Origin of the sequence: Pseudomonas veronii, assembly GCF_001439695.1 — a bacterium.
GTDB lineage: Bacteria > Pseudomonadota > Gammaproteobacteria > Pseudomonadales > Pseudomonadaceae > Aquipseudomonas > Aquipseudomonas veronii.
In genome coordinates this window covers 1-24,082 of sequence record NZ_JYLL01000007.1, presented here as the reverse complement: position 1 = coordinate 24,082, position 24,082 = coordinate 1, and the positions used below count along the sequence as shown (strand labels likewise).

At 60.7% G+C, this 24,082-nt stretch carries 24 protein-coding genes and 3 pseudogenes; 13 read left to right on the top strand and 14 right to left on the bottom strand.

The features are described from left to right. The first annotated feature begins 34 nt into the window (after positions 1–34). From TU80_RS11285 to TU80_RS11275, 3 genes are read left to right on the top strand one after another with little or no spacing between them, the layout of a single operon-like run. Positions 35–793: a 5-oxoprolinase subunit PxpA gene (locus TU80_RS11285; RefSeq protein ID WP_057004500.1), complete on the top strand. Its 759-nt coding sequence runs from the start codon at positions 35–37 to the stop codon at positions 791–793. A gap of 56 nt (positions 794–849) precedes the next feature. Next, positions 850–1,728, top strand: coding sequence for a 5-oxoprolinase subunit B family protein (locus TU80_RS11280; protein ID WP_017847221.1), 879 nt, complete (start codon positions 850–852; stop codon positions 1,726–1,728). After that, a complete protein-coding gene (locus TU80_RS11275) occupies positions 1,725–2,699 on the top strand; it encodes a 5-oxoprolinase subunit C family protein (protein WP_057004499.1) in 975 nt (324 codons plus the stop codon). The genes TU80_RS11280 and TU80_RS11275 overlap by 4 nt, the downstream gene beginning before the upstream one ends. A gap of 141 nt (positions 2,700–2,840) precedes the next feature. On the opposite strand, the gene TU80_RS11270 is transcribed toward TU80_RS11275, so the two are convergent. Together TU80_RS11270 and TU80_RS11265 are read right to left on the bottom strand one after the other, a co-directional pair. Then, positions 2,841–4,457, bottom strand: a complete 1,617-nt coding sequence (locus TU80_RS11270) for an inorganic phosphate transporter (protein WP_046382307.1) — start codon at positions 4,455–4,457, stop codon at positions 2,841–2,843. Positions 4,458–4,597: 140 nt separating this feature from the next. Beyond that, complete coding sequence (locus TU80_RS11265) at positions 4,598–5,620, bottom strand: transporter (protein ID WP_017847224.1); 1,023 nt, start codon at positions 5,618–5,620, stop codon at positions 4,598–4,600. Positions 5,621–5,685: 65 nt separating this feature from the next. Here TU80_RS11265 and TU80_RS33930 point away from each other — a divergent pair. Together TU80_RS33930 and TU80_RS33925 are read left to right on the top strand one after the other, a co-directional pair. Next, positions 5,686–6,576 (top strand): annotated as a pseudogene (locus TU80_RS33930) (hypothetical protein); the annotation flags it as partial. 165 nt (positions 6,577–6,741) lie between these two features. Continuing rightward, complete coding sequence (locus tag TU80_RS33925; RefSeq protein ID WP_370737557.1) at positions 6,742–7,509, top strand: methyl-accepting chemotaxis protein; 768 nt, start codon at positions 6,742–6,744, stop codon at positions 7,507–7,509. Between the two features lie 59 nt (positions 7,510–7,568). Here TU80_RS33925 and TU80_RS11255 read toward each other — a convergent pair whose 3' ends face one another. After that, positions 7,569–7,877, bottom strand: coding sequence for a PepSY domain-containing protein (locus TU80_RS11255; protein ID WP_017847226.1), 309 nt, complete (start codon positions 7,875–7,877; stop codon positions 7,569–7,571). A gap of 87 nt (positions 7,878–7,964) precedes the next feature. Continuing rightward, positions 7,965–9,092, bottom strand: coding sequence for a glycerophosphodiester phosphodiesterase family protein (locus TU80_RS11250; RefSeq protein ID WP_017847227.1), 1,128 nt, complete (start codon positions 9,090–9,092; stop codon positions 7,965–7,967). Between the two features lie 233 nt (positions 9,093–9,325). Between TU80_RS11250 and TU80_RS11245 the strand changes: the two genes are divergently transcribed. Beyond that, on the top strand, positions 9,326–9,649 hold the full coding sequence (locus TU80_RS11245; protein ID WP_017847228.1) for a DUF2025 family protein: 324 nt from the start codon (positions 9,326–9,328) through the stop codon (positions 9,647–9,649). A 58-nt stretch (positions 9,650–9,707) separates the two neighbouring features. Here the strand turns inward: TU80_RS11245 and TU80_RS11240 are convergent, their stop codons facing one another. Together TU80_RS11240 and TU80_RS11235 are read right to left on the bottom strand one after the other, a co-directional pair. Beyond that, positions 9,708–10,028: an antibiotic biosynthesis monooxygenase family protein gene (locus tag TU80_RS11240; RefSeq protein WP_017847229.1), complete on the bottom strand. Its 321-nt coding sequence runs from the start codon at positions 10,026–10,028 to the stop codon at positions 9,708–9,710. Further along, positions 10,025–10,732: a CTP synthase C-terminal region-related (seleno)protein gene (locus tag TU80_RS11235; RefSeq protein ID WP_057004497.1), complete on the bottom strand. Its 708-nt coding sequence runs from the start codon at positions 10,730–10,732 to the stop codon at positions 10,025–10,027. The genes TU80_RS11240 and TU80_RS11235 overlap by 4 nt, the downstream gene beginning before the upstream one ends. 80 nt (positions 10,733–10,812) lie before the next feature. On the opposite strand from TU80_RS11235, the gene TU80_RS11230 reads away from it, so the two are divergent. Next, on the top strand, positions 10,813–11,694 hold the full coding sequence (locus TU80_RS11230; protein ID WP_057004496.1) for a LysR family transcriptional regulator: 882 nt from the start codon (positions 10,813–10,815) through the stop codon (positions 11,692–11,694). A gap of 20 nt (positions 11,695–11,714) precedes the next feature. Here the strand turns inward: TU80_RS11230 and TU80_RS11225 are convergent, their stop codons facing one another. The 3 genes from TU80_RS11225 to TU80_RS11215 all read right to left on the bottom strand — a co-directional run bounded on the left by TU80_RS11225 (position 11,715) and on the right by TU80_RS11215 (position 14,233). Continuing rightward, positions 11,715–12,239, bottom strand: coding sequence for a DUF1003 domain-containing protein (locus TU80_RS11225; protein ID WP_046382313.1), 525 nt, complete (start codon positions 12,237–12,239; stop codon positions 11,715–11,717). Positions 12,240–12,356: 117 nt separating this feature from the next. Next, complete coding sequence (locus tag TU80_RS11220) at positions 12,357–13,415, bottom strand: diguanylate cyclase (protein WP_046382314.1); 1,059 nt, start codon at positions 13,413–13,415, stop codon at positions 12,357–12,359. 191 nt (positions 13,416–13,606) lie between these two features. Further along, entirely contained in the window at positions 13,607–14,233 is a 627-nt protein-coding gene (locus tag TU80_RS11215; RefSeq protein ID WP_046382315.1) for a TetR/AcrR family transcriptional regulator, read from the bottom strand. 124 nt (positions 14,234–14,357) lie between these two features. On the opposite strand from TU80_RS11215, the gene TU80_RS11210 reads away from it, so the two are divergent. The 3 genes from TU80_RS11210 to TU80_RS11200 all read left to right on the top strand — a co-directional run bounded on the left by TU80_RS11210 (position 14,358) and on the right by TU80_RS11200 (position 17,914). Beyond that, positions 14,358–15,416 carry an MBL fold metallo-hydrolase gene (locus TU80_RS11210; protein ID WP_046382316.1) on the top strand — a complete coding sequence of 353 codons (1,059 nt, stop codon included), beginning with the start codon at positions 14,358–14,360 and terminating at the stop codon, positions 15,414–15,416. 198 nt (positions 15,417–15,614) lie between these two features. Continuing rightward, a complete protein-coding gene (locus TU80_RS11205) occupies positions 15,615–16,268 on the top strand; it encodes a hypothetical protein (protein ID WP_057004495.1) in 654 nt (217 codons plus the stop codon). A 140-nt stretch (positions 16,269–16,408) separates the two neighbouring features. Then, positions 16,409–17,914, top strand: coding sequence for an amidase family protein (locus TU80_RS11200; RefSeq protein WP_052735760.1), 1,506 nt, complete (start codon positions 16,409–16,411; stop codon positions 17,912–17,914). A 58-nt stretch (positions 17,915–17,972) separates the two neighbouring features. Here TU80_RS11200 and TU80_RS11195 read toward each other — a convergent pair whose 3' ends face one another. The 4 genes from TU80_RS11195 to TU80_RS11180 form a co-directional block, all read right to left on the bottom strand. Then, a complete protein-coding gene (locus TU80_RS11195; RefSeq protein ID WP_057004494.1) occupies positions 17,973–18,347 on the bottom strand; it encodes a helix-turn-helix domain-containing protein in 375 nt (124 codons plus the stop codon). Positions 18,348–18,504: 157 nt separating this feature from the next. Beyond that, positions 18,505–19,458 (bottom strand): hypothetical protein, encoded by a 954-nt coding sequence (locus TU80_RS11190; protein WP_046382318.1) that lies wholly within the window; start codon positions 19,456–19,458, stop codon positions 18,505–18,507. Between the two features lie 117 nt (positions 19,459–19,575). Further along, positions 19,576–20,220 (bottom strand): HAD-IB family hydrolase, encoded by a 645-nt coding sequence (locus tag TU80_RS11185; RefSeq protein ID WP_017847240.1) that lies wholly within the window; start codon positions 20,218–20,220, stop codon positions 19,576–19,578. A 364-nt stretch (positions 20,221–20,584) separates the two neighbouring features. Further along, on the bottom strand, positions 20,585–21,511 hold the full coding sequence (locus TU80_RS11180) for a LysR family transcriptional regulator (RefSeq protein WP_046382319.1): 927 nt from the start codon (positions 21,509–21,511) through the stop codon (positions 20,585–20,587). A gap of 305 nt (positions 21,512–21,816) precedes the next feature. Here TU80_RS11180 and TU80_RS11175 point away from each other — a divergent pair, with 305 nt between their 5' ends. The 3 genes and pseudogenes from TU80_RS11175 to TU80_RS31500 all read left to right on the top strand — a co-directional run. Continuing rightward, the gene (locus tag TU80_RS11175; RefSeq protein ID WP_057004493.1) at positions 21,817–23,253 is read left to right on the top strand and encodes an NAD-dependent succinate-semialdehyde dehydrogenase; all 1,437 of its coding nucleotides are present in this window, start codon (positions 21,817–21,819) and stop codon (positions 23,251–23,253) included. 12 nt (positions 23,254–23,265) lie between these two features. After that, positions 23,266–23,598, top strand: a complete 333-nt coding sequence (locus tag TU80_RS11170) for a carboxymuconolactone decarboxylase family protein (RefSeq protein ID WP_017847243.1) — start codon at positions 23,266–23,268, stop codon at positions 23,596–23,598. A gap of 29 nt (positions 23,599–23,627) precedes the next feature. Then, positions 23,628–23,768: pseudogene (locus TU80_RS31500) on the top strand (zinc-binding dehydrogenase); the annotation flags it as partial. Positions 23,769–23,957: 189 nt separating this feature from the next. Here TU80_RS31500 and TU80_RS33205 read toward each other — a convergent pair. Then, a pseudogene (locus TU80_RS33205) lies at positions 23,958–24,082 on the bottom strand (ribonucleotide-diphosphate reductase subunit beta); the annotation flags it as partial.

Sequence of the window (24,082 nt, the reverse complement as noted above, 5' to 3'; positions counted from 1 at the left end):
CTTTTCAGCATCACCTTTGGCGGAGCGACTTTTCATGCAGGCAGTGGATTTCAATTCAGACATGGGCGAAGGCTTCGGCCCCTGGACGATCGGCGATGGCGTCGATGCCGAGCTGATGGCCTACATCAGCTCGGCCAATATCGCCACCGGCTTCCACGCCGGCGACCCCGGCACCATGCGCCGCACCGTCGCACGCGCCAAGCAACTGGGGGTCGCCATCGGTGCCCATCCGGGCTTTCGCGACCTGGTGGGCTTCGGTCGCCGCCATATCAACGCGCCGGCCCAGGAGTTGGTGGACGACATGCTCTACCAGCTTGGCGCCCTGCGTGAAATCGCCCGCGCCCAGGGTGTGCCCCTGCAACACATCAAGCCCCACGGCGCGCTCTACATGCACCTGGCCCGCGATGAAGACGCCGCGCGGTTGTTGGTGCAAAACCTGCAACTGATTGAGCCGACACTGTTGCTGTACTGCATGCCGAATTCAGTGATCTGGCGCATAGCCAAGGAACTGGGGCAGCCGGTGGTGCGTGAGTTCTACGCCGACCGCGAGTACGACCTGAGCGGCTCTATCGTGTTCACCCGCACGGTGCGCGCCCTCGACCCTGCCACCGTCGCGGCGCGGGTCCTACGGGCTTGTCAGACGGGTCTTGTACGCACCGTAGAAGGCGAAGACCTGTTTATCGAATTCGATTCCATCTGCCTGCACAGCGACACCCCCGGCGCCCTGGAATTGGTCGAAGCCACCCGTGAAGCCCTGGACCAAGCAGGCATTGCGGTCAGAACACCCGAATAAGATCGACCCCATACTTTTTTGCCTGCCTTTCTATAACGATTCCAAGAGGAACAGACATGGCTGAAACGTCCCCCATCCGCTACAGCTTCGGCGCCGACGAACACCTGTTCGCCGAGGTCAGCGACAGCATGTCCCTGGAGGCTTTCTTCAAAGGCATGGCCGTGACCCGCGCCGTGGAACGCCTGGCGTTGGACGGTGTGCTGGATGTGTGCCTGGCCAACGCCTCCTTCCAGATCCGCTTCGACCCGGACCGCATTGCGCCCCATGTGCTGCTCGACGCGGTGCAAAGCGCCGAAGCCCAGGCCGTGGCCGAACGCACCTTGCACACGCGCATCATCGAAATCCCGGTGCTCTACAACGACCCCTGGACCCACGAAACCCTGATGCGCTTTCGCGATCGCCATCAAGACCCCAGCGGCACCGACCTGGAATATGCGGCGCGGATCAACGGCCTGGCCGATGTCGACGCTTTCATCGCGGCCCACAGTGGCGCGCCGTGGTTTGTGTCGATGGTCGGCTTTGTCGCGGGCTTGCCGTTCATGTTCCAGATGGTCGAGCGCGAGCGGCAGTTGCAGGTGCCCAAGTACCTGCGCCCGCGCACCGACACGCCGAAACTGACCCTCGGCCATGGCGGCTGCTTTGGCTGCATCTACTCGGTGCGCGGCGCTGGCGGCTACCAGATGTTCGGCGTCACTCCGGCACCGATCTACGACCCGGCGCAGCAGTTGGCCTACCTCAAGGACCACATGGTGTTCTTCCGGCCGGGCGACATCGTGCAGTTCAAACCGATCGACCGTGAGGCCTACGACCTGGCCGTCGCCGAGGTGGACGCAGGACGTTTCGACCTGCGCATCCGCCCCCTGGAATTTTCCCTGGATGCGTTTCTCGCCGACCCCATCGGTTATCCGAAAACCCTGCAGGAGGCGCTGGCATGATCAAGGTGCTCAAACCCGGCCTGGCGACCTCGGTACAGGACCTGGGCCGCGAAGGTTATTACCACCTGGGTATTCCGCCGTCGGGCGCGCTGGACCAGTACGCGCTGAGCGCGGCCAACCATTTGGTGGGCAACCCGCCGGGCGCGGCCGGCCTGGAATGCACGCTGATCGGTCCCGAGCTGGAGTTTCGCCGGGACGCCTTGGTCGCCCTCAGCGGCGCCTTGATGGCGCCGCGCCTGGACGGTGAAGTGGTCCACCAGGACACCGCGTTCCAGGTCCGCGCCGGGCAGGTGTTGCGCTTCGAATTTCCCCTGGCCGGTGCGCGTACCTATCTGGCGGTCGCCGGCGGCATCGACGTGCCGTTGGTGCTCGGCAGTCGCTCGACCTACACCCTCGGCGCACTCGGTGGCTTTCACGGGCGGCGGTTGCAGGCGGGGGATGAGCTGCCCATCGGCGAGCCCAGTGGGCAGGGGCGGGCGGGCAACAGCTTGCCGATGGCCTTGCGCCGGGCAGTCGGTGGCGATGTGACCTTGCGCGTGGTGCCCGGCCTGTATTACGAACGCCTGACGGCGGCGGCGAAAAGCAGCTTTTTTGCCGAGCCGTGGACGGTGGGGTCCGAGGCGGATCGTATCGGCTATCGCTTCAAGGGCGGCAGTGCGTTGAGCTTTCAGCCACGGGAGCAGCCGTTTGGCGCGGGGTCCGATCCGTCGAACATCGTCGACAGTTGCTACCCGATCGGCTCGATCCAGGTGCCGGCCGGGCTGGAGCCGATCGTGCTGCATCGGGACGCGGTGTCGGGCGGCGGCTACGCGATGATCGGCACGGTGATCAGTGCCGACCTGGACTTGATCGGGCAGATGCAGCCGAACCAGCGGGCGGGGTTTGTGGCGGTCAGCCTGGAGCAGGCGTTGGAGGCGCGGCGGGTGTACAAGAAGCGTCTGAAGGCAATGACCGGGCTCTTCAATACCTGAAACACCACCCAGCAAAATGTAGTGGGTCAGCAGAGTTTGGTGAACAGCCAGTAGAGCAGCATCGCCACCCTGGTCACTGCCACACCGGCCAACAATGTGGGAGCGAGCAAGCCCCCTCCCACATTGTTGACCGGCGCTGGGTCAGAAGAGTTTGGTGAATAACCAGTACAGGCTACCCGACAGTAGAATCGCTGCCGGCAAGGTCAGCACCCAGGCCATCAGCAAATTGCGGATGGTCTTCATCTGCAAGCCGCCGCCGTTCGCCACCATGGTCCCCGCCACGCCGGACGACAACACATGGGTGGTCGACACCGGCAAGCCGAACATATCCGCAGCGCCGATGGTCAGCATCGCCACGGTCTCGGCCGAGGCGCCTTGGGCGTAAGTCATGTGCGTCTTGCCGATTTTCTCGCCCACGGTCACCACAATGCGCTTCCAGCCGACCATGGTCCCGAGCCCCAGGGCGATGGCCACGGCGATCTTCACCCACAGCGGAATGAAGCGCGTGGAGTTGTCGATCTGTTGCTTGAACAGTTGCAGCTTGCCTTGGGTGTCGGCGTCGAAGTTGCCGATCTTGGCCTTGTCCATCAACCGAATGGTTTCGCTGGTCAGGTACATGTCGTTACGCACGTTGCCTACGGCTTCGGCGGGGACTTTAGCCAAAGAGCCGTAGCCTTTGACTTCATCGCCGATCTGGCCGGCGAGGGCGGCGAGGGCCGGGATCAGTTCGGGTGTGGCGTCCTTGGTCCGCACGTAGGTCGAGAGGATGGGGCGCGGGTCGCCCGGCAGCGCTTGCGGCGCGCTTTTCATCAGCGCGACCTGGGTCACTTCGGCCACCGCGGCAAACTGCAGCGATTGTTCGGCGGGCATGGCGCGGTTCAGCGCATACGCCATCGGCAGGGTGCCGACCAGGATCAGCATGATCAGGCCCATGCCTTTTTGCCCGTCGTTGGAGCCGTGGGCGAACGATACACCGGTGCAGGTGAGGATCAGCATGCCGCGAATCCACCATGGCGGCGGGGTGTCGCCTTTGGGCGCCTTGTACAGCGCGCGGTTTTTCACGAAGGCGCGCAGGGCCAGCAACAGCAGGGCGGCGAAAGCGAAACCGATCAGCGGCGAGAGCAGCAGGGCGTAACCGATCTTGATCGCCTGGCTCCAGTCCACGCCGCTGGTGCCATCACGTCCGTGCATCAGGGCATTGGCCACGCCGACGCCGATGATCGAACCGATCAGAGTATGGGAGGACGAGGCCGGCAGGCCCAACCACCAGGTGCCGAGGTTCCATAGGATCGCCGCGATCAGCAGGGCGAAGATCATCGCGAAACCGGCCGAGGAACCCACCTGCAAAATCAGCTCGACCGGCAGCAGGGCAATGATGCCGAACGCCACTGCGCCGCTGGAGAGCAGCACCCCGAGGAAGTTGAAAAAACCCGACCACACCACCGCGAACTGCGGCGGCAGCGAGTTGGTGTAGATCACCGTCGCCACGGCGTTGGCGGTGTCGTGGAAACCGTTGACGAATTCGAAACCCAGGGCGATCAGCAGCGCCACGCCCAGCAGCAGGAACGGCGTCCAGGTGGTGACCAGCGTGCCCAGTTCGTGCATGTCGCGCATCAGGCTGTAGGCGGTGAACAACAGGCCCATCGCGAGCACGGCAAAGAACATGATCACCGTCAGCAGGCCGGGTTTTTTGTCCAGCCTGGGTCGGGTATCAACGGATGACGTATGCGTTGAAGCTGTCAGGGAAGGGGTGGCCATGCAGTAACATCCAGTGTTGGAAAGGATGTCGCCCATGATCATTGCAGAATATTACAGAGATGCTGCGATAGATCAGTGTTTAGCGGATTGGATCGGCCGTTGGTCTACAAACGCACAGATTTTTTGAGCGCATGTGAGGGTCAGTAGTCGTTGCGTTTCCTGAAGGCCCAGCGCCCGGCAATCAAGGTAAAGGTCGCGACCAACGCCACCAGAATCCAGAAGCCTTCCGGGTCTTGGGAAAGCGGCACGCCGCCTACGTTCATGCCGAAAAAGCCGGCAATGATATTGATCGGCAACGCCAGCACCGTGACCACCGTCAGCGTAAACAGCGTGCGGTTGCTTTGTTCGTTGAGGTTGGCGGCGATTTCTTCCTGCAACAACTTGATGCGTTCGCCCAGGGCCGTCAGGTCGTTGATGATCAGCGCAAACTCCTCGGTGGATTTGCGCAGCTCCTTGACGTCTTCCTTTTGCAGCCACTGCGGCGGGCGGTTGAGCAGCCGCAGCAACGAGCCGGGCTCCAGCGCCAGCAGGCGTTGCAGGCGCACCAGCACCCGGCGCATGGCGCCCAGCTCGGCGCGGTTGGTGGACAGGTGCGAGGAGAGCAATTGGTCTTCGATGTGGTCGACGCTGATGCTGGTCTTGCGCACGATCTGCGTCAGCACCTCGCCCTGGTCGCGCAGCAGGTGGACCAGCAACTCCAGCGGCGAGCGGAAGTGCTCACCGGCCTTGACCGACGAACGCAACTTGTCCACCGAGTGCAGCGGTTGCAGGCGCGCGCTGATCAGCAAGTGACTGCGGGCGCAGACCCACAATGTGGAAATATCCGACGAGACCATGCTGCTGAAGTTGAACACCACGTCGTTGACCACCGCGAGCAAGGCTGAGTCGACGTGTTCGATACGGGTGGAGCGCGAGCCTTCGTGCAAGGCTTCGAAGAATTCTTCCGGCAATTGCAGGTGCGCCAGCATCCAGCGCTCGCATCCGGCATGCGCCAGGTTCAGGTGCAGCCATAGAAACTCCTGCGGGTCTTGCGGTTGCTGCAAGGCCTGGAGAGCGGTGGCTGAATCAATCTGCTCACCCTTTTCGCCTGGGCGGAAACGGAAACCGTAAAGCAAGCCAAACAGATCGGAGTCCTGGTGGCTGTGGTCGATGCTGTGGTTCATGGAGTCTCGCAGAGAAAGGACCTGTAGGACGTTTCACAGGTTCGCGTGAGCGAATCATTGCAAGGATGCTTGACAGTTTTGTGACAGTTTTCGACTTATTTCGCCTTGATGACATTTTATTGACCGGCTATCGAAATGAGCTCAAGAAGTGTCTAGATCGGCCGATTCAGGGCGCAAGAACCGCTGCGGATGACGGCGCCTTCGACGACAGGGATGTCATGACGTATTTGCACCTTTTCCTTGTTTCGAGGCTTTTCCCGATGACTTTTTTGCGAACATCCCTGCGGGCACAGATTTTGTCGCTGCTCGGCGGCAGCCTGCTGGCGATGCTGTTGATAGCCCTGGCCTGTTTCAACTTCCTTTCCAACGGGGTGCAGAGTTACCGCAGTTTGCTCGACGGGCCGTTGCTCACTTCACAGTTGATCGATGAGGCCAACCTGCAATTCAAGGTGCAGGTGCAAGAATGGAAAAACGTGTTGTTGCGCGGCAAGCAGCCGCAGGACCTGGAGAAATATTGGGGCCAGTTCCAGGATCGGCAGCGCGATGTACAAGGCATTCTCTCGCGGCTGGTCACCCAGACCGCCGGTGACCCGGCGCTGAGCCAGCGTATCCAGAACCTGCGTCAGGAACACCAGCAGCTCGGCGTTGCCTACCAGAAGGGCCGTGATGCCTACTTGGCCGCCGGCGCCGACCCGAGCGCCGGAGACACCGCGGTCAAGGGCGTGGACCGCGCCGCCAGTGAACAGATGAGCGCGCTGGTCAGCGACCTGCGTGCCCAAAGCACCCAGCAATCCCAGGTCATCAGCGCCCATGCCGAGCGCACGGTGATGGTGGGGCTGGCGATCATGTTGCTGTCCGGCGTATTGATCGGCCTGTTCAGCCTGTGGTTGATCAACCGCAACCTGATCCTGCCGATCCGTGGCTTGATCGACTATGTGAGCCAACTGAGTCACGGCCGTTTTGCCGAGCGTGTCGCCAGTCGTCGCCAGGACGAACTGGGGCATCTGGCGGAGGCCGCGAACACCTTGCGCGACTTTTTGGCCGAAACCTTCAGCCGCCTGCAGCGCAGTGCCACCGATCTGGTCCACGCCAGCGGTGAGTTGAATTCGATCGCCGGGCAAATGGCGACTGGTACCCACGAACAATTCAACCGTACCGACCAGGTGGCCACGGCCATGACCGAAATGTCGGCCACCGCCCAGGAAGTGGCGCACCACGCCGCCAGTGCGTCCCGCGCGGCCGATGACGCAGACCAATCGGCCCGCGAGGGCGGCGAAGTGATGAAAGTCACCATTGCCACCATCGGCCAGATGCGTACTGAAATCCTCAACACCGGCACCATCATCCGCCGCCTGGAAACCGACAGCGTGCGGATCGGCAAGGTGCTCGAAGTGATTCGCGGGATCGCCGAGCAGACCAACCTGCTGGCGCTCAACGCCGCGATCGAGGCGGCACGGGCGGGCGAGGCGGGGCGCGGGTTTGCGGTGGTGGCCGATGAAGTGCGCAGCCTGGCGCAACGCACGGCGGCGTCGATCATCGAGATCAATCAGATTATCCAGGCGGTGCAAACCGGCGCGGTCGACGCGGCCGAGGCGATTGTCACTGGCCAGTCGTGCAGCGATGACAGCGTGGAAAAAGTCACTCAGGCCGGCGCGATGCTGGCTCACATCACCCAGGCCGTCGAAGCGATTCGCGACATGAACCGCCAGATCGCCACGGCGGCCGAGGAGCAGACGTCGGTGGCCGAGGATATTTCGCGCAATATCACCCAGATCACCACCGTGGCCACCGCCAACCTCGACAACGTGAAGCGCACCGAAGCGGCGAGCCAGAATCTGCGTGGTTTGTCCGGCGAATTGAACGAGGTGACGGCGCGACTGAGCGCTTGATCAAGCGCCCATAAAAAACCGCGCCACCCGAAGGTGGCGCGGTTTTTTCAGGGTTTGACTCAGGTGTCTTGCTTGTCTTCGAGCACGGTGCCGGTCTTGGCGTCGAGTTTCACTTCAAAGCGCTTGCCGGCGGTGTCGGTCAGTTCAACTTCGTAGACCAGGACGCCGCTGTTGTTGTGGTCCAGCTCGGTGTCGGTAATCTGGGCGCCGGCGTGTTTGGCCACGGCGGCGGCGTTGAGCTTGTCGAAAGGCATCACGGCACCGGATTTGAGCAGACCTTCGATATGATCCGGGCGGACATCGGCCTGGGCCAGGCCGGCGGCCAGGGTCAGGGCGGTCGCGGCAAACAGAGCAGTCAAGGTTTTCATGGTGTGTATCCTTTTTCGGTGAGCTGTTTAAGTGGCGCCAGATTAACCGGCGCAACTTAATTCATCCTTAATGGCACACTGACTCGCTCAGTATTTGTGGTCGTTCAGCAGGTCCTGCACGCTGGACGACGGCCAGCGCTTGTAGAACTTCAGCAGTTCGGCGGCGCGGTTGGTGAAGATACCGTCGACGCCGGCGTTCATCACTTTCTCGAAGTCCACAGGTTCATCCACGGTGTAGACGTGTACCAGCAGGCCCTTGTCGTGGGTCAGCTTGTTCATTCCAGGCTTCACCAGGTCGGTGTAGCTCTGGTCGCCAAGGGCGGTCAGCTCCGCCGACGGGCCCGTGCCGATGGCGCCGAGGCTCTTGGCTTCGTCGACCCACTTTTCGAACTCGGCGGCGTCCTTGGGCTCTTGCTTGGCGTAGTAAGCGGCCTTGGTCGCTTCGCCGGATTCGGCGAAGGTTTGCTTGGATTTCGGCTCGATGCTGCCTTCACCCACCCACAGCAGCAGGATTTTCGGGGTGTTGGGCATTTCTTTCTGCAGCTCTTTCAGGCTGGCCGTCTCGAAGGTCTGCAGCACCACGCGCCCTTTGCCCTGGCCGACACCGGTGTTGCTCTTGCCCAGCTTGGAGCCGGCGGAGCTCAACCAGCCTTTGTCCAGCAGCTTGTTTTTCAGGTCGGCTTCGATGCCCGGGAATTGCTTGGGTTCTTTGGTTTCGATGTACAGGCCCGGTTTGTGCTGCGGGTTGCCTTCGGCGATCTTGATGATGTCGTCCAGGCTGAGGATTTTCAGGCCGACGAAGCCCGGGCGGGCGCGGTCCGGGTAGGCGGCGTTGAACCAACTGCCGGCGTCGAGGGTTTGCAGTTCTTTCCAGGTGAACTCGTTGGCCGGGGCGTCTTTGCGCTCGGGGAACTTGGTGGCCACGTCGGTGGTGCGTTGCAGGTTGTTGTCGTGCAGGGCGAACAGCACGCCGTCCTTGCTGCGCTGCAGGTCCAACTCCAGGTAGTCGGCGCCCAGGTCGCGCGCGACCTTGTAGGCTGCGGCAGTGGACTCGGGGGCGTCGTAGGACGCACCGCGGTGGGCGATCACCGCAGGGTAGGGAATGCCTTCGTTAGTTGCCAATTCAGCCGGGCTGATCGGGTCGGCAGCCTGCGCCTGGCCAAGGCCAAGCATCAGGGCGAGCAGCAAGGCACTCTTGGTGAACGTGACAGGCATATGTGGAGTCCTTTCGTGGAGGGAGCTTTGAGAAGGCTTCCTTTTTAACAATTGATAACGAAAGGCGCTATCACCAAACCGACATTAACGTGTGTGCGCGCCAATTTTCTGGGTTTTTTTTGCGTGGCTTTGCAGTACTCTTGCCGCGAACCGCCCCGTAAGAGGGCAGTACTTTCCGCCACGCGTGTAAACCATCTTTCCAGTCCCTGTGGGACTTTTCAGTGAGGTTTACCATGCGAATCACCTCCGAGCTTATCTGTCAGGCCGCCGACCAGCTTCACGGTTTTGTCGGCCTCAACCGCAAGACCGGCCAGTACATCGTGCGTTTCAGCGAGGACTCCTTCGGTATGGATGTCGCCGATGACGGCATCATCCCCACTGCCGAATTTGTCTGGCTGCCGGCCCCCGAGCACGTCATGACGTTGTCCCGTGAACGTCTGCAGCTGCTGCTCGATCAGAACATCGACGACCGCATCAACATCACGGAGCCGCTGCGCGTGTACATGCGGCGTGTGGAGATCCCGCAGATCAGTGCGTTGCGCAGTCTCGTCAGCTAGCCTGAGCGGCGTTTTGGCATCGATGAAGATCAACGGCGGGAGGGCTTCTGGCTGCCGTTCAGTTCTGGAATGTGTAGGCCCGCTCCACCTTGCATACGCGGGTGTGAAACGCCGAGTACCAAGTGGAACGCCCCTGCTCGCGCACCGCCCGATGCTCGGCCTGTTGTTTCCAGGCGAGGATGTCGGCTTCGCTGCGCCAGTACGATACGGTGATCCCCAGGCCATCCTCCCGCGCCGACTCAACCCCGAGAAAGCCCGGCTGCTCGCGCGCCAGTTCCAGCATGCGCGTGGCAGCCTCAGCGTAACCGTGGTCACCGGCGGTGCGCAGTGAGCTGAAAATCACTGCGTAGTAAGGCGGAGCGGGGGTGTGGGCAATCATACCGAGGTCTCCTGGCAGGCTTTGAGCAGAGCGATCACCAGCGGCGGCGTGACGCCCTTGAGGGCGGCGCGTTCGGGTTGGAACAGCGTGGCGACAAAGAACGGATGGTCCAGCAACTCCACCGCGCGCAGGTCGCCGGCCGAGTCGTGGCCGCAGGGGATCAGAGCACCGTCCAGCAGCGCGCTGGCGAAGTCGGGGTTGATGCCGTAGCGGCAGCGATAACCTTCGTGGATATCGCGTGTGCCGTAGGCGTCGGCGATGCGCGTGTAGGCGGCCAGGCGCACGGTGTCGGTGGCTTCCACCAGAGAACAGCTCAGTGGCGCGATCACCGCACGTGGGGCGTTGGGGGCCAGTTCGCCATGTTCGGCATCGGCCCAGCCCAACACATTGCGGGCATATTCCAACACCGCGTGTTGAAAACCGCCGCAGGTGCCGAGGAAAGGGCGCCGCTGCTCGCGGGCAAAACGGATCGCACGCAGTGCGCCGTCGATGTCGCGGTACGGGCTGGCGGGCACGCACCAAAAGCCATCGAAACCCTGCAGCGCGGAGGTGGTGTTGAGGGTGTCGGTCTCCAGCCATTGCGTGCGAACCGTCAGGCCCAAGGCGTCGGCGGCCTGTTGCAGCGCCACGGGAATGGCCTGGTGTGCAATGACATCGGGGTTGTAATCGCCGATCAGGGCGAGGTGCAGCGTGCTGGCGTTCATCTTAGGCATCCCCTGGCTTGTTGTGTCCTGGCGCGCACTATAGATTGGCGTTCACGCAATCAATATTGGCGTTTACCCACATGCTCAATGCACTCACGCACTATCGAATCGATTACCCCGACCTGTCGCTGATCCTCGCCCTAGTGCGCGGTGGCACCCTGGCGCGGGCGGCCGCGTTGTTGCGGGTGGATGTGTCGACGGTGTTCCGCGCCGTGCGGCGCCTGGAGGCCGCGCTGGGCCAGACGTTGTTTGAAAAAAGCCGCGCCGGTTACCTGCCCACCGGCCTGGCCAGTCATCTGGCGCAACAGGCCGAACGCGCCGAACAAGCCCTGGAAGCGGCGCGGGTCGGCGTCGAGCAAGGCGGTGAAGTGATCAGCGGCACCGTGCGCCTGACCTGCACCGACTCGGTACTGCAAGGCTTATTGTTGCCGGCGCTGGCGCAGTTCATGCCGGATTACCCGGCGCTGACCCTGGAGCTGAGCACCTCCAATGACTTCGCCAACCTCAGCCGCCGCGATGCCGACATCGCCTTGCGCCTGACCCGGACACCGCCGCAGCATCTGGTCGGACGTTGCCTCGGCACCGTGAGGTATCAGGTGTGCGCGAGCACAGATTTTGCGCGGCAGCACGCAGGACGCGAGCTGGCGGAGCTGGCCTGGATCGCACCGGATGATTTCCTGCCCGATCATCCCACCGTCGTCTGGCGCCGCGCGCAGCTGCCGGGTGTGCGTCCCGGCTATCGCTGCAACAGCATGTTGTCGGTCACCGAACTGGTGCGGGCAGGGCTGGGCGTGGCGGCGCTGCCGGATTTCCTGTTGGATGAACACCTGCAACCGCTGGGCCCCGCGTTGGCGGGGCATGACACGGCGCTATGGCTGCTGACGCGCCCCGATTGCCGGGCATTGCGCTCGGTGGTGACGCTGTTTGATCAACTGGGGCGGCATGTCCGACTGAGCCCCTGAGACCGGCGGGCATGGGGTGCTTAAGGTTTTCGCACAAACTGCGCATGCATTTCACACGTCAGGGTCTCGATACGCTCGGTCAGTTGCTTGGTCATTTCCGTCAGCCGAGTGTTCTGCTCCAGCAGTTCCAGCAGCTGTTTGCTGGTGTTCTGCGCCTCGGCCTGGCGCTCGGCATTGGCGACGGCCAGCGCTTCACGGTGCTGCGCGTCGGCGTCGGACTGGGCTTTGTCGCGCGCGGCCTGGCGTGTCTGGGCCAGCAGAATCAGCGGCGCCGCGTAGGCCGCTTGCAGGCTGAAGGCCAGGTTGAGCAGGATGAACGGGTAGACGTCGAAGTGCGTGATGCCGCTGACGTTGAGCGCAATCCACACGGCCACGATCAAGGTTTGCGCACCGAGGAACATCGGCGTGCCGAAGAAGCGTGCGAAAGCCTCGGCCTTGAGGGCGAAGGTGTCGTTGCCAAAGGTCGGCGCCAGGTGCGCGTGGCGTCGATGGAAACGTAGATGATCGACGGGGACGGCTTTAGGGTTGTCGGGGGTTGGGCTCATGGCAAACTCGGGTCATCAATGTTTAAGACAGGCGGCCACTATAGCCTTGGCGACCTGTCTTACGCATGAATAACCCGAGGACGACCTGGGGTGCCTACGAGATGCCGTATGACCGCCTCAGGCGGAATGGGCGACCGCGTAGTTACTCGCATTGACCCGGTTGCGCCCGGTGTCCTTGGCGGCGTACAGCGCGCGATCCGCCGCGTTCAGCCAGGTGGCGGCATCGGTGAAGATCCGTTGGAAATCGGCGAGGCCGATGCTCAGGCTCACGCGCAACTCGGGGATCTGCGGGTTGCGATAATTACTGAAGTTTTCGCGGATACGCTCCATCACCCGTGCTGCTTCTTCCAAGGGCATTTGCGGAAGAATCACACAGAACTCATCGCCCCCGTAGCGTCCGGCCAGATCGTTTTCGCGCAGGTTGCGCCGTATCTCCAGGCTCAGTTGGCGCAGTACGGCATCGCCGACGATATGGCCGTGAGTGTCATTGATTTGTTTGAAGTGATCGATATCGATCAGCGCGATGGTGGCGTGGCTTTGCTGTTGCCGGCACTTGTGGAACTTGAGGTGCAGCAGATCTTTCCAGGAACCGTGGTTGAGCAGGCCGGTGAGGCTGTCGGTGCGGCTCAGGGCGCTGAGGGCGCGTTTGTGTTCCGACAGTTTGATCGCCAACTCGTAGCAGACCATGCCGATGGCCATGGGGTACAACGTCAACATCGGCAGGCAGGTGTAGACCTGCAGCAGGCTGACGTCGGGGTTGAACCGCACGCCGAACAGCGCCCATGCCACCCCGATCCCCACCCCTTGCGCGAGCAAACCGCGCAGGAACAGGCGCTTGCCGCCGGCGGCGAAGTTGTTCATGGTCATCATCGAGAGGATGGTCACGGCCGTCAGCGGCGTGAACTGGGCAGCGGCGGCCCAGAAACCACCGCACAACGAGTCATACAAAATGTTGCGCTGTTCGGCGTGGTAGGGGAAGGGTGAGCGGATTGACAGTTGGTACGCCACATGTGCCCACGCCAACCCATTGAACAGCAGGAACGCCCACACCCAGCCCGGCATCGCGAGCGGGTACAAGCCGCCGATGACACTGATGCAGCCGATACCCAGGCCGATGATCCTTGGCTTGTAAATACGCCTGGCAAATGAAAGCCCTTTGCCTCGTCTGTTTTCCATAGATTCCCAGGTCAGCTCTTTTTCACAGATTCAGCCGCGCGCGTGTGCAGGGATAACCGTTGATCGGATAATGTGTGTGAATATTGTCGATTATTCATGTAGGAATAATCAGTGTCCTTCCAGGCCATTCGCGCAAAACAGAGGGCAAATAGGCCAAAAACGACCAGGTATGTCGCGTCTGCAACGGTCGTTTACTGCGGGCGGCGAGTGTCGGCGTCGTAGCAGGACAGAAACATATCGATTGCCGACTCGATCACGCGGGCTTGGTCGGCGGCGTCGAGGGTGGGTTGGCCGAGGGTGATCTGCGGCCAGAAGGCGAATGCCTTGAGCAGGCTTTGAATCTGGTGCGCGGCGAAGGCCGGGTCGGCACACGTGAGCCGGCCGTCTTCCTGGGCGGCGCGCACCCATTGAGTGAAACCTTCTTCGCGCATGCTCAAGCGGTTGACCATGTCCTGGGCGCGTTCCGGCGAGTGAATGGTGGCGGCGATGGCGACCCGGGCCAGGTCGAGGAAGTTAACGTCCGACATCATCTTCATCTTCGCTTCCAGCAACCCGCGCAGTTGTTCACGCAACGGGCGGTCGCCGGCGTAGCTCACGTCGAGTTGCGCGACGCTGCTGGCCCAGAGTTGGTTGAGAATTTCGGCGAACAACTCTTCTTTGCTGGGGAAGTGGTTGTACACCGTGCGCTTGGAAACGCCAGCGGTGGCGGCGATCCTGTCCATGCTGGTGACCTCGAACCCATTGACCCGAAACTCTGCGATGGCGGCGGCCAGGATGGCTTCGCGTTTGCGTTGGGTGAGGCGTTGAGGCGCAGTCATGAACAGTGATCGACTCTAAAAGGAAAATTACACTCGGTAGTTTACTTGCTCCGGGTTTTGTTGCAATCTTGAAACTACACTGTGCAGTGTAATTCCATGAGCGGTCCGTAGGAGTCACCTTGCAATGGCCACGATTTCAACCCGTCTCGATCCCTCGCCTGTGGTACGCAAAGCTGCCGAACAGGAGCAAGGCACCTTCAGTAACCATGCTGCCGTACAGCGCGCCGGCTTCGGCAGAACCTTGCGCATTTTCTGGAAGATGCTGTTTCACAAGCCGCGCAGCACGCGGCCGGTGGGGGAGATTCCGGTACATTCGCTGACCCGCGAACAGCTGTCGGCCGCCCCCGACCACAGTGTGTTCCGCCTGGGGCATTCCACCGTGCTGCTGAAAATGCGCGGCAAATTCTGGCTGACCGACCCGGTATTCGCCGAGCGCGCTTCGCCGTTCAGTTGGGCCGGCCCCAAGCGATTCCATGCCCCGCCGATCAGTCTCGAAGACCTGCCGCCGTTGGAAGCGGTGATTCTTTCCCACAACCATTACGACCATCTCGACCGCAAGGCCGTCATCCAACTGGCCGACAAGACCCGCTACTTCCTTGCGCCGCTGGGCGTCGGCGACATCCTGGTGAAGTGGGGTGTGGACGCCGGCCAAGTGCGGCAGTTGGATTGGTGGCAGGGCAGCGAAGTCGATGGCATTCATTTTGTCGCCACTCCCGCGCAGCATTTTTCCGGGCGTGGTTTGTTTGATAGCAACCAGACGCTGTGGTGTTCCTGGGTGATGATCGATGGTGCGCGTCGCGTATTTTTCAGCGGCGACACCGGTTATTTCGACGGTTTCAAACGCATCGGCGAACAGTACGGGCCGTTTGATCTGACGCTGATGGAAACCGGTGCTTACAACGTCGACTGGCCCCATGTACACATGCAACCGGAGCAAACCCTGCAGGCGCACATCGACCTCAAAGGTCGCTGGCTGCTGCCGATTCACAATGGCACCTTCGACCTGGCCTTCCATGCCTGGCACGAGCCTTTCGACCGTATCATGGCGTTGGCGTGGGAGCGTAACGTGTCGATTACCACACCGGCCATGGGGCAGGCGTTCAGTTTGAGCCAGCCCGCGCGAGGTGTCGCGTGGTGGTTGGAGGTGGAGGTTCAGAGCGGTAAGGAAGCGCTTGTGAACTGACGGTTGGGAAAAACGGAAAAAAAGGAATTTTCAAGGTGTTGCAGGCCTACGACAAACGCCAGATGAGAGTGCGATGATCTCGGGAAGGTCAATTTCCGGGAGTCGGCTCTGATGGACAATAAATGTGGGAAGTCTTTGCTATCGCCTATGTCTTGTCGGCGGGAAGCGTTTTTACCCCCCTCTGCGGAACCGGTTTGTTTGGCGCAGGCGCCCTCCAACGCTCACATCGAAACGGGGACCACGACGGCACTGGGTATCGGCTACGTCCCCGATGCACATCTTGGTGCCGGCGTTGTAATCCCTGGCTATAACGTGCCGGCCCTGCCTCTGAAACCTGTGCGCGACCCCGCGCTGTCATTGATCGCCTTGAGTGGTGTCGAGCCCACTGAATCGGGCAAGGTGGAAGCTGCCTTGGTGCAACACTCCAGCAATTGCGCCGTCCCCTACACGTTGGCGGGCACTCGCGTGGGGTTCGCCGACCGCCTTGTGCGTGGCAATGATCAGGAGCCGATTGAACACAGCACATCCTTCCTGGAAGCGTTGGGCTTCCTGCGTCAGGCCGGTGCCCAACTGGTGGCGGTGCCGGCAGAGCGGGCTGATGACGGCCTGCGCTTCACCCTGCATTCGCGCAATGAAATCGATGAGCGTGTGAGTGAGTATCGGCTGGATGCGCTGGTGTCCGAGAGCCATAGCGCTGCATTCCATGCCGCGTGCTGGAGTGGCTACCCGAGCCTTGGTGAGCCGCTGGGGGACGGGGCGACGCTGTGGTTCTATGGCGCACAGTGGTCGAAAGACTCGCTGAAGGTGCTGGTGCAGGGCTATCGCAACGCCCGTGGCCTGACTAATGGGTAGGCAAAGCTACCAACTGCGCTGAACAATCCCACGGTTTGAACAACCTGCGTCGCGCAGCCTGGAAGGAGGGGGGTTTTTAGACTGGTGTACGGATCAATGTGGGTCCTTCATCACTTCTTACGCCTTCCGGGAGGTGCTTCATGTTGGGTATTGGTTATGGCATGGGTGTGTTTGTTCACCAGGTGCAGCGAGTGCTGCCTGCGCAGTCTTCATCGGGGGCTTCAGCGCCGGTTCCCCCGGGAACGGAATACGCCAGTGTGCGTGAGCTCGGCGAGCAAATGGCCCGACCGGGTGGGCTCACTTCGGCGAATCTGGTCAGTTACCTGCAGGAGCGCATTCATAAGCTGGACCCCAAATTGAGTTCGATCATTGAACTGAACCCCGAGGCCTTGCAGATCGCCCGCGAGCTCGATCTGGAGCGCGCCAATGGCAAGGTGCGTGGCCCGCTGCATGGCATTCCCGTGTTACTCAAGGACACTATCGAGACGGGAGATACCCAGCAAACCAGCGCTGGCGCCTTTGGCTTGGTGGGCAGTGCGGCGCCCAAGGATGCCTTCATCGTCGAGCGCTTGCGCGAGCAGGGGGCCGTGATCCTGGGTAAAACCAACTTGACTGAACTGGCGGGCTTTCGCGGTGGCCCCGATGGTTCGAGTGGGCGGGGCGGGCAGACGCGTAACCCGCATCAAGCGGGCGCAGAGGTGGGTGGTTCGAGTTCGGGGTCGGCCGCCGCGGTCGCCGCAGGCTTCGCCCCCTTGGCGGTGGGCACCGAGACCAATGGTTCGATCATCGTGCCGGCGGCGTTCAACGGGGTGGTCGGTTTCAAGCCCGGCGTGGGTTTGTTGAGCCGTAGCGGCATCATTCCAGCCAGCCATCGGCAGGACACGCCGGGCCCGATGACGCGTTCGGTGTTTGATGCTGCGTTGATGCTTAACGCGATGTCGGGCAGGGACCCTCATGATGCCGCCAGTGTGGATGCGCCCCAAGGGATTGATTACACCGCGTTGCTCAAGCCCGGTGCGTTGCAGGACAAACGTATCGGCTATCCCGTGACCTTTTCCGCGAATGGCGAAAGCTTACCGGTGGACAACAGTCCGCAATTTCGCAAGACGCTTGAAGTGCTTCGCGCGCAAGGCGCGGTTCTGGTGCCGGTCGATATGCGCTTGGCCGACGCATCACGCTATGGCGAACTCTTGTACGCCGATGTGAAGGATGAGTTGAACGACTACCTGGCCAAGCGCGAGGGGTTGCCGGTCAAGTCGGTGTCCGAGTTGATCGCGTTCAATGAAAAGCGCGATGGCACCGACACCGATCACCAACCGACACTCAAGGAGATCAACGCGTCCACCCTCACAGCCGATGAGCGCCAGCCGTTATGGGACGCAATGATCGAGGATTTTCGTGGCACGGTGGATGAACTGATCACGCAGGAAAACCTCGACGCCATGGTGTCGGACTTTGATACGAACAGCTACTTCGCGGTTGCGGTGGCCGGCTACCCAGGGATCAGCGTGCCATCCGGGAAGAATGAGGACGGCGTGCCGACCAGTGCGTACTTCTTTGGTGCCCGTGGGTCTGAACCCACACTGCTTGCTGTGGGCCATGGCTATGAGCAGGCGGCACAGAAGGTCGCCAAGCCCAGCCTCTAAGCCGTCAGGCAATGTTCACACCCTGGCGTGGCCAACGTTGGGGTTCGCACTCAGCGCCTTACTGCGCCTGCGGGGTTGGTGAATCAATTGACGTCGCTGTTGAACCCATCAATCGAGACAGGATGTTTTGTGCAGCGGGTTCCGTTGCGGCGGCTCCCAACTTGCGCGCACGCATCCCCCAGCCAGGCGCAAACCCTGGGAAAAACGCCAACCCCTCGGCTTCCAGGCGAAACGCCAGGGTCAGGCGCACGTCGTCCTCCACGGTGCCCTGGGTTTCAAACCGTTGAATCGCATCCACCGTCACACCGGCCTGGCGCGACAGCTCTTCGCGGCTCCAGCCGAGCATGACGCGGGCCTGCACGCTGTGCTTGGCGGTGAATTGATGCAGGACGATCTGCTGTTCTACGAAAGAGCTCATTGCCAGAGAGGACATGGGGTGTCTCCAGGGTTCGACGGGGAGGACAAACTATACTGTTTTTTTGTACAGTTGTTTTGACCGCTCATCAACTGGAATGTTCTCCGGCGCCGACACCGTTCTATTTTGAGGCTTGCACGAGGGTATTCGTGTGCGAGGTCGGGCACGGTCTCGGCTAACCCGCCTCAGCCGCCGGCACTTCGCGAATAATCAAATGATCCAGATTCTCGATGTCGGCGCTGAACACCCCAAACGTCTGCTCGGGGTTTTTCTTGCTGGGCACCTGTCTAAGTGCCGGCGTCACCCCGTAAAAGAAGCAATATAACGGCCGTGCGCTGCTGGCCGCGGCCTTGATCTGCTCGAGGAACGCTGTGCGCTTGCGGTAATTCTCGATGAGTTTCTTGCTCAGGTAGACGTTGACCGAGTAGGGCTTCTTGTCGAGCCAAACCTTCTTTTCGAAGTCGATGCGAAAGCTGCTGGTGTAGTCCTTGATCGCTTTGATCCGGCCCCAGTAGATCAGGCCCTGATTGTCCTGCAGGTACTCGATCTTCTTGAAAAACGTCCAGTACGTCGCGGTATGGTCGCCGATCTTCAAGGGCATCGCCTTGAGCTTGTCCTTGTCGTCGAGGTTCGACACATAACATTCCACCGGGTGTGCGAACACGCTGGTTTTATCCGGGGTGGTGTCGTTGGCGCCGACAGACGCGCTGGTGCGGGTTGAAGGGGGCTTCGCCGGGGCTTGTGGGACTTGCCCGTCAGTGCCGGCCTGCGGGGTTTTACGCGGGTAGGTGCGCCGGGTCAGGACGAATTCCGATGGGAAGTGTTCCTCGCGCTCGTCCTCACTTTCGCCCGTGGCAGGCTTGTGGCTGCTGGCGTAACGGCAACCCTCGATGTGCCGGGTGCCTGGGGTGTTCTTGAAATGCGGGGTGCGTCGGTAGTTGACGTTTTTTGCGTTGAACGTGCTCAACACATTGCCTGCGTCAAAGGCCGCGCGGCATGTGTCGTTGGGGCAGAGGAAACGGTCCGTGTCGGAGTCGTAGGCGTCGGTTTCGTCGAAATTCAACTCTCGCACGTCGTAGATCGACAGCTTGTCGTCGAGACTCAGGCTGTAGGCCGTGTCGAATTTCATGGGCTCGGGTCCGTGAGAGGTTTGGCTATTGATAGCCGGATATTACGCAGATGTCGCTAGGAAACCGCAACCTCGCGTATCCCAGCGAGGCAGTGATGGCATCCCCCACCGCCCCTATCAGCGCTGCAACCTGGCCTGCTGCTTCTTCCCATGAAAATGCCGAAAATGCGCGTCCTGCGCCGCCGCCAACAACTCCCGGTCCCCACGCGTATCGCCCCAGGCCCTGAGCCGATACTCCCCCAGGTCGCCATACACCGCTTCAAGCCGCAGCACCTTGTTCTCGCACCGGCAGTTGTTCCCGGTGAGCTTGCCGGTCAACACGCCGTCGACGACCTCAAGTTCGGTCCCGATCAACTTGATCCCAAGCCGATCGGCAAACGGCTGCAACACCAACGCCGGCGACGCCGAACACAACGTCACCACCGCCCCCGAGCCCAGCTCCTGCTCCACCGACAACACCCCCGCCGGCCGCATCAACCGCGCCCAACTGCGCTGGCAGTACTCCTCGGCCTTCTGCTGCACCCACGCCTTCTCCACCCCGGTCATAAAGGTGCGGATCAACTGCGCCTTCAACTCGTCCCGGCTGATCTGCCGCACCAGAAACCGCAGCCCAGGCACCGCCAGCTTGACCATCCGGCCATAGAACTCGCCGGCGCCAAAGGCAAACTTGAGGAAGGGCACGAAACTGTCGTGATGGGTCAGGGTGCCGTCGAAGTCAAAGACGGAAAGTACTTTGGCATCCACGGGGCCGGCTTCGAGCATATCTGGGTTCACGGGGTGGCCTCGGTCCTGGCTAGTATTGATTGAGAATGCATCAGCTGTGACCGCAAGAGTTTACTCCTGTATCAATCGGCCGATTGTCGAGTAGAGCCCGGCGGTGAATTCATCCCGGTCGTTCGAGCGGTGACAGTGCTGATAGCAATTGGCGGACAAGGCTACAGCATTGGTGATGCGATCCGAACCCTTCGTGATGGACTGCAAAAAATGGCAAAACAAACACTTCAAGTGGTATGACCGAACCTTAGCCCGCCTGATGGTCTTTAGCGTCTTCTGTTTCGAAATGCCTCGAAATGAGGAAGACACCCATCCTGATACAGCCTCCCCGCAGGGCCTTAGTTGGCGTCCTTCAAGCGATGAGCTCCTGAGCGGTCATCATCAGCTCAGTACCGACCCGATTTTTTAACGTATCGATGAATCGAGTAACTTTTGCATCGATGAACTGACGTGATGTGTAGACGGCGTAAACATTACGCTCGTAGGTATGGTACTCGGGCAAAACACGCACGAGCCTGCCTGAACGCAAGTCCTCAATGGCTGAAAAACCGGCCAGCAAACCTATGCCTGCTCCCTCTCGAATGGCGACTGCCATTGCGTCCATATCATTGACGCTGAAACTCGGGCCCTTGGGGGTAAATAGCGCATCCCCGGTCTTGCTCTTTAATTGCCATTCATCCCGCACATAATCGACGGTGCCCAACAGCAAACACTGATGATCGCTGAGATCTTCTGGCGTTACAGGGGCAGCGTGTTGCTCCAGATATGCTGGAGACGCCACCAGCACACAATGGCTGATGCCGATCTTTTGGCTGACATACGCTGAATCTGGCAGCGTTCGGGCAATCAGAATCGAGACGTCCAGTTGGTCTTCCAGGAGGTTAGGCATTCGCTGAGAAAGCATTAAGTCCACGGTGACATCGGGGAATTCCCGGCGGTAATCCAGCACGGCCGAAGTAACCAACTGCCGTGCTAGCCCCGGCACACAATGCACACGCAACGTCCCCCTGGGTTTCAACGCGGCGTTGCTCGCTTCGGCTTCTGCATTTTCAAGGTCTGCCAGAATTTTGGTACAGCGCTCATAAAAGCGCCGGCCAGCGTCTGTCACCGAAAGGCGGCGGGTCGAGCGCTGTAACAGGCGGGCGTCGAGCACGTTTTCAAGCGCGGAAACCGCACGCGAGACATTGCCGACCGTAGAGTCCAGATGGTTAGCCACCGCAGTAAAACTGCCCATCTCAACAACTTTGACGTACACGGACATGTTCGTAAGCTTATCCATCCAACTCTACCTGTCGATCTGATTGCAAACGTTCTTCACTGCAGAAGTCCCCACCCCAAAAAACAATCAAGCCTGGAGCGACGAGCCAGGTTGTCATTGCCGCATGACGTGGGCGGTATTTGCAGATGCTACACACTCCTGGCGGTGCTCGATATTACCTCCAGGCACAACAATGATTCCCTTCTGGTCGGCTAAATCAAACGGTTCGTACTCCATAGACTTGGTTGCACAGGGCGCCTGAACACGGCAACCCAGGCGCTGAGTCTTGTACGAACTTGTTGATAAACCAACCGAAGGGCAACCTCATGAACACGTCTTACGACCCGCTTTATCTCTTTATCGGTGGTGAATGGATCAGTGCCGAAGGACGCGCGACCGCCGCTGTCGTCAACCCCGCAACCGCACGTGAGATCGGGCGTGTTCCACTCGCCACCGCAGGCGACCTCAATCACGCGCTCGAAGTGACTCAACAGAGCTTTGAACAATGGCGCCAGACCGTACCCGACAAGCGCGCAAAAATTCTCAAACGCGCTGCCGATCTCATCCTGGAACGGGCCCCACACATCGCCGAGCAAATGACGCTGGAAGAAGGCAAACCGCTTGCGGAAAGCCTGGATGAGGTCACGCGTGCGGCTGAGTACTTCGAGTGGTTTGCCGAAAGCGCGCGCCGTATCGATGGGCGTGTAGTTCCGGCCAATCGTCCCGGTGTGCTGCAAATGGTAAAACGCCAAGCCATCGGCCCTGTCGCTGCGTTCACGCCCTGGAATTTCCCGGCCATTACACCCGCCCGCAAGCTCTCGGCAGCCTTGGCCGCAGGTTGCAGTGTCATCCTCAAGCCAGGGGAAGAAAGCCCCTCCACCGCGCTGGCCCTGGCGCGTGCTCTCGACGATGCAGGATTGCCTAAAGGCGTGTTGCAAGTGGTCTTTGGTGTGCCGGACCAAGTTTCCAGCCACCTGATCGCTTCTCCCATCATTCGCAAGGTGACCTTTACCGGTTCGGTCCCCATCGGTCGGCTGCTATCCGCTCGTGCTGCCGAGGGCGTCAAGCCCATCACCCTTGAACTGGGAGGACACGGGCCGGTGCTGGTATTCGATGACGCAGAAATCGAAAAAGCAGCCGTCGAAGGCGTTGCCAATCGGTTCCGCGGGACTGGCCAAGTCTGCATCTCGTCAACGCGCTTTCTGATTCAGCGTGGCGTCTATGAAACGTTTGTTGAGCACTTTGTGACGGCCACCCTCGCGTTGAACATTGGCGATGGCCTGACGCCCGGCACCCAGGTTGGGCCGCTCGCCAATCCACGGCAGTTGGCCAAGATGGAAGAGCTGGTGGCAGATGCCGTTGCCAAAGGCGCACGCGTGTTGGCCGGTGGTAAACGCCTGGAATGCAGCGGCTACTTTTTTGAGCCCACCGTGTTGGCGGATGTGCCTATGCATGCCCGAGTCATGCATGAAGAACCGTTCGGGCCTATCGCCGTGCTGATGCCATTCGATCACTTGGCTGATGGTTTGAAGGAGGCCAATCGTCTGCCTTACGGGCTTTCAGCCTACGCGTTCACGTCGAGTGCTCGAACGGCCATTGACGTCGCTGACGGGTTAGAGGCCGGGATGATCGGGATCAACCAATACCGCATCGTCGCCACAGAGCTTCCCTTCGGCGGCATGAAAGAAAGCGGCCACGGTTCGGAAGGTGGCATTGAAGGCATCGAGCACTACCTCACCCACAAATTCATCAGCCAGGTTTAAGGAGACAGCATCATGTCCAATCTCAACTTCAGCAGTCCTCGTGAAGCGGCCCGGGCGTTTACCCCAAAGCTGTCGCAATTCGTTGATTCGACGCTGTATCCGCAGATCTGGAGCGATCCGGCATTGTCCCCACGCGACCGCAGTCTGATCACAGTGGCCGCATTGATTGCCGGTGGTCACTCTGAAGAGTTGCCCGCGCATCTGCGACGGGCGCTGAGTAACGGGGTGACCCATGACGAAATCGCCGCCGCGATCACTCACCTGGCGTTCTACGTAGGCTTTCCAGGCGCCATTACCGCCTCTGCTATCGCTAATGCCACGTTTACCGAACCGGAGAAAAACTGATCATGCATGCCGCGGCTATTCCCGAGGGCTTCGATGGCGCTGGAAGTTTGGAGCCGGTCGTCGACAGTACTTTCCCGCTGTCACACGCGGCCGATGCCCATCGCCGAATGGAGTCGTCTGAAAACGTTGGAAAAATCATCCTGACGATGCAGCCTGCGGACTTGGTTTAAGTGCGAGGGCCAAAGGGGGTGGCATAGAGGCTTCGTTGGCACAAATACGCGGGCACCGTCACCCTTGATGCTGGCGTTCTGATGGGGATTTGGCCGGATTACAGGTAATCCATCTGCTGTTCCAAATCACTGAGTTTTTTACAAAAAAAGAGCTGCCAATGGGCAGCTCCTTTGTACCGTCCGTTAAAATCAATCCCAGCTCAACGCACCGCCAGTCTGGTACTCGATCACACGGGTCTCAAAGAAATTCTTCTCTTTCTTCAAGTCCATGATCTCGCTCATCCATGGGAACGGGTTAGTCGTCCCTGGATACT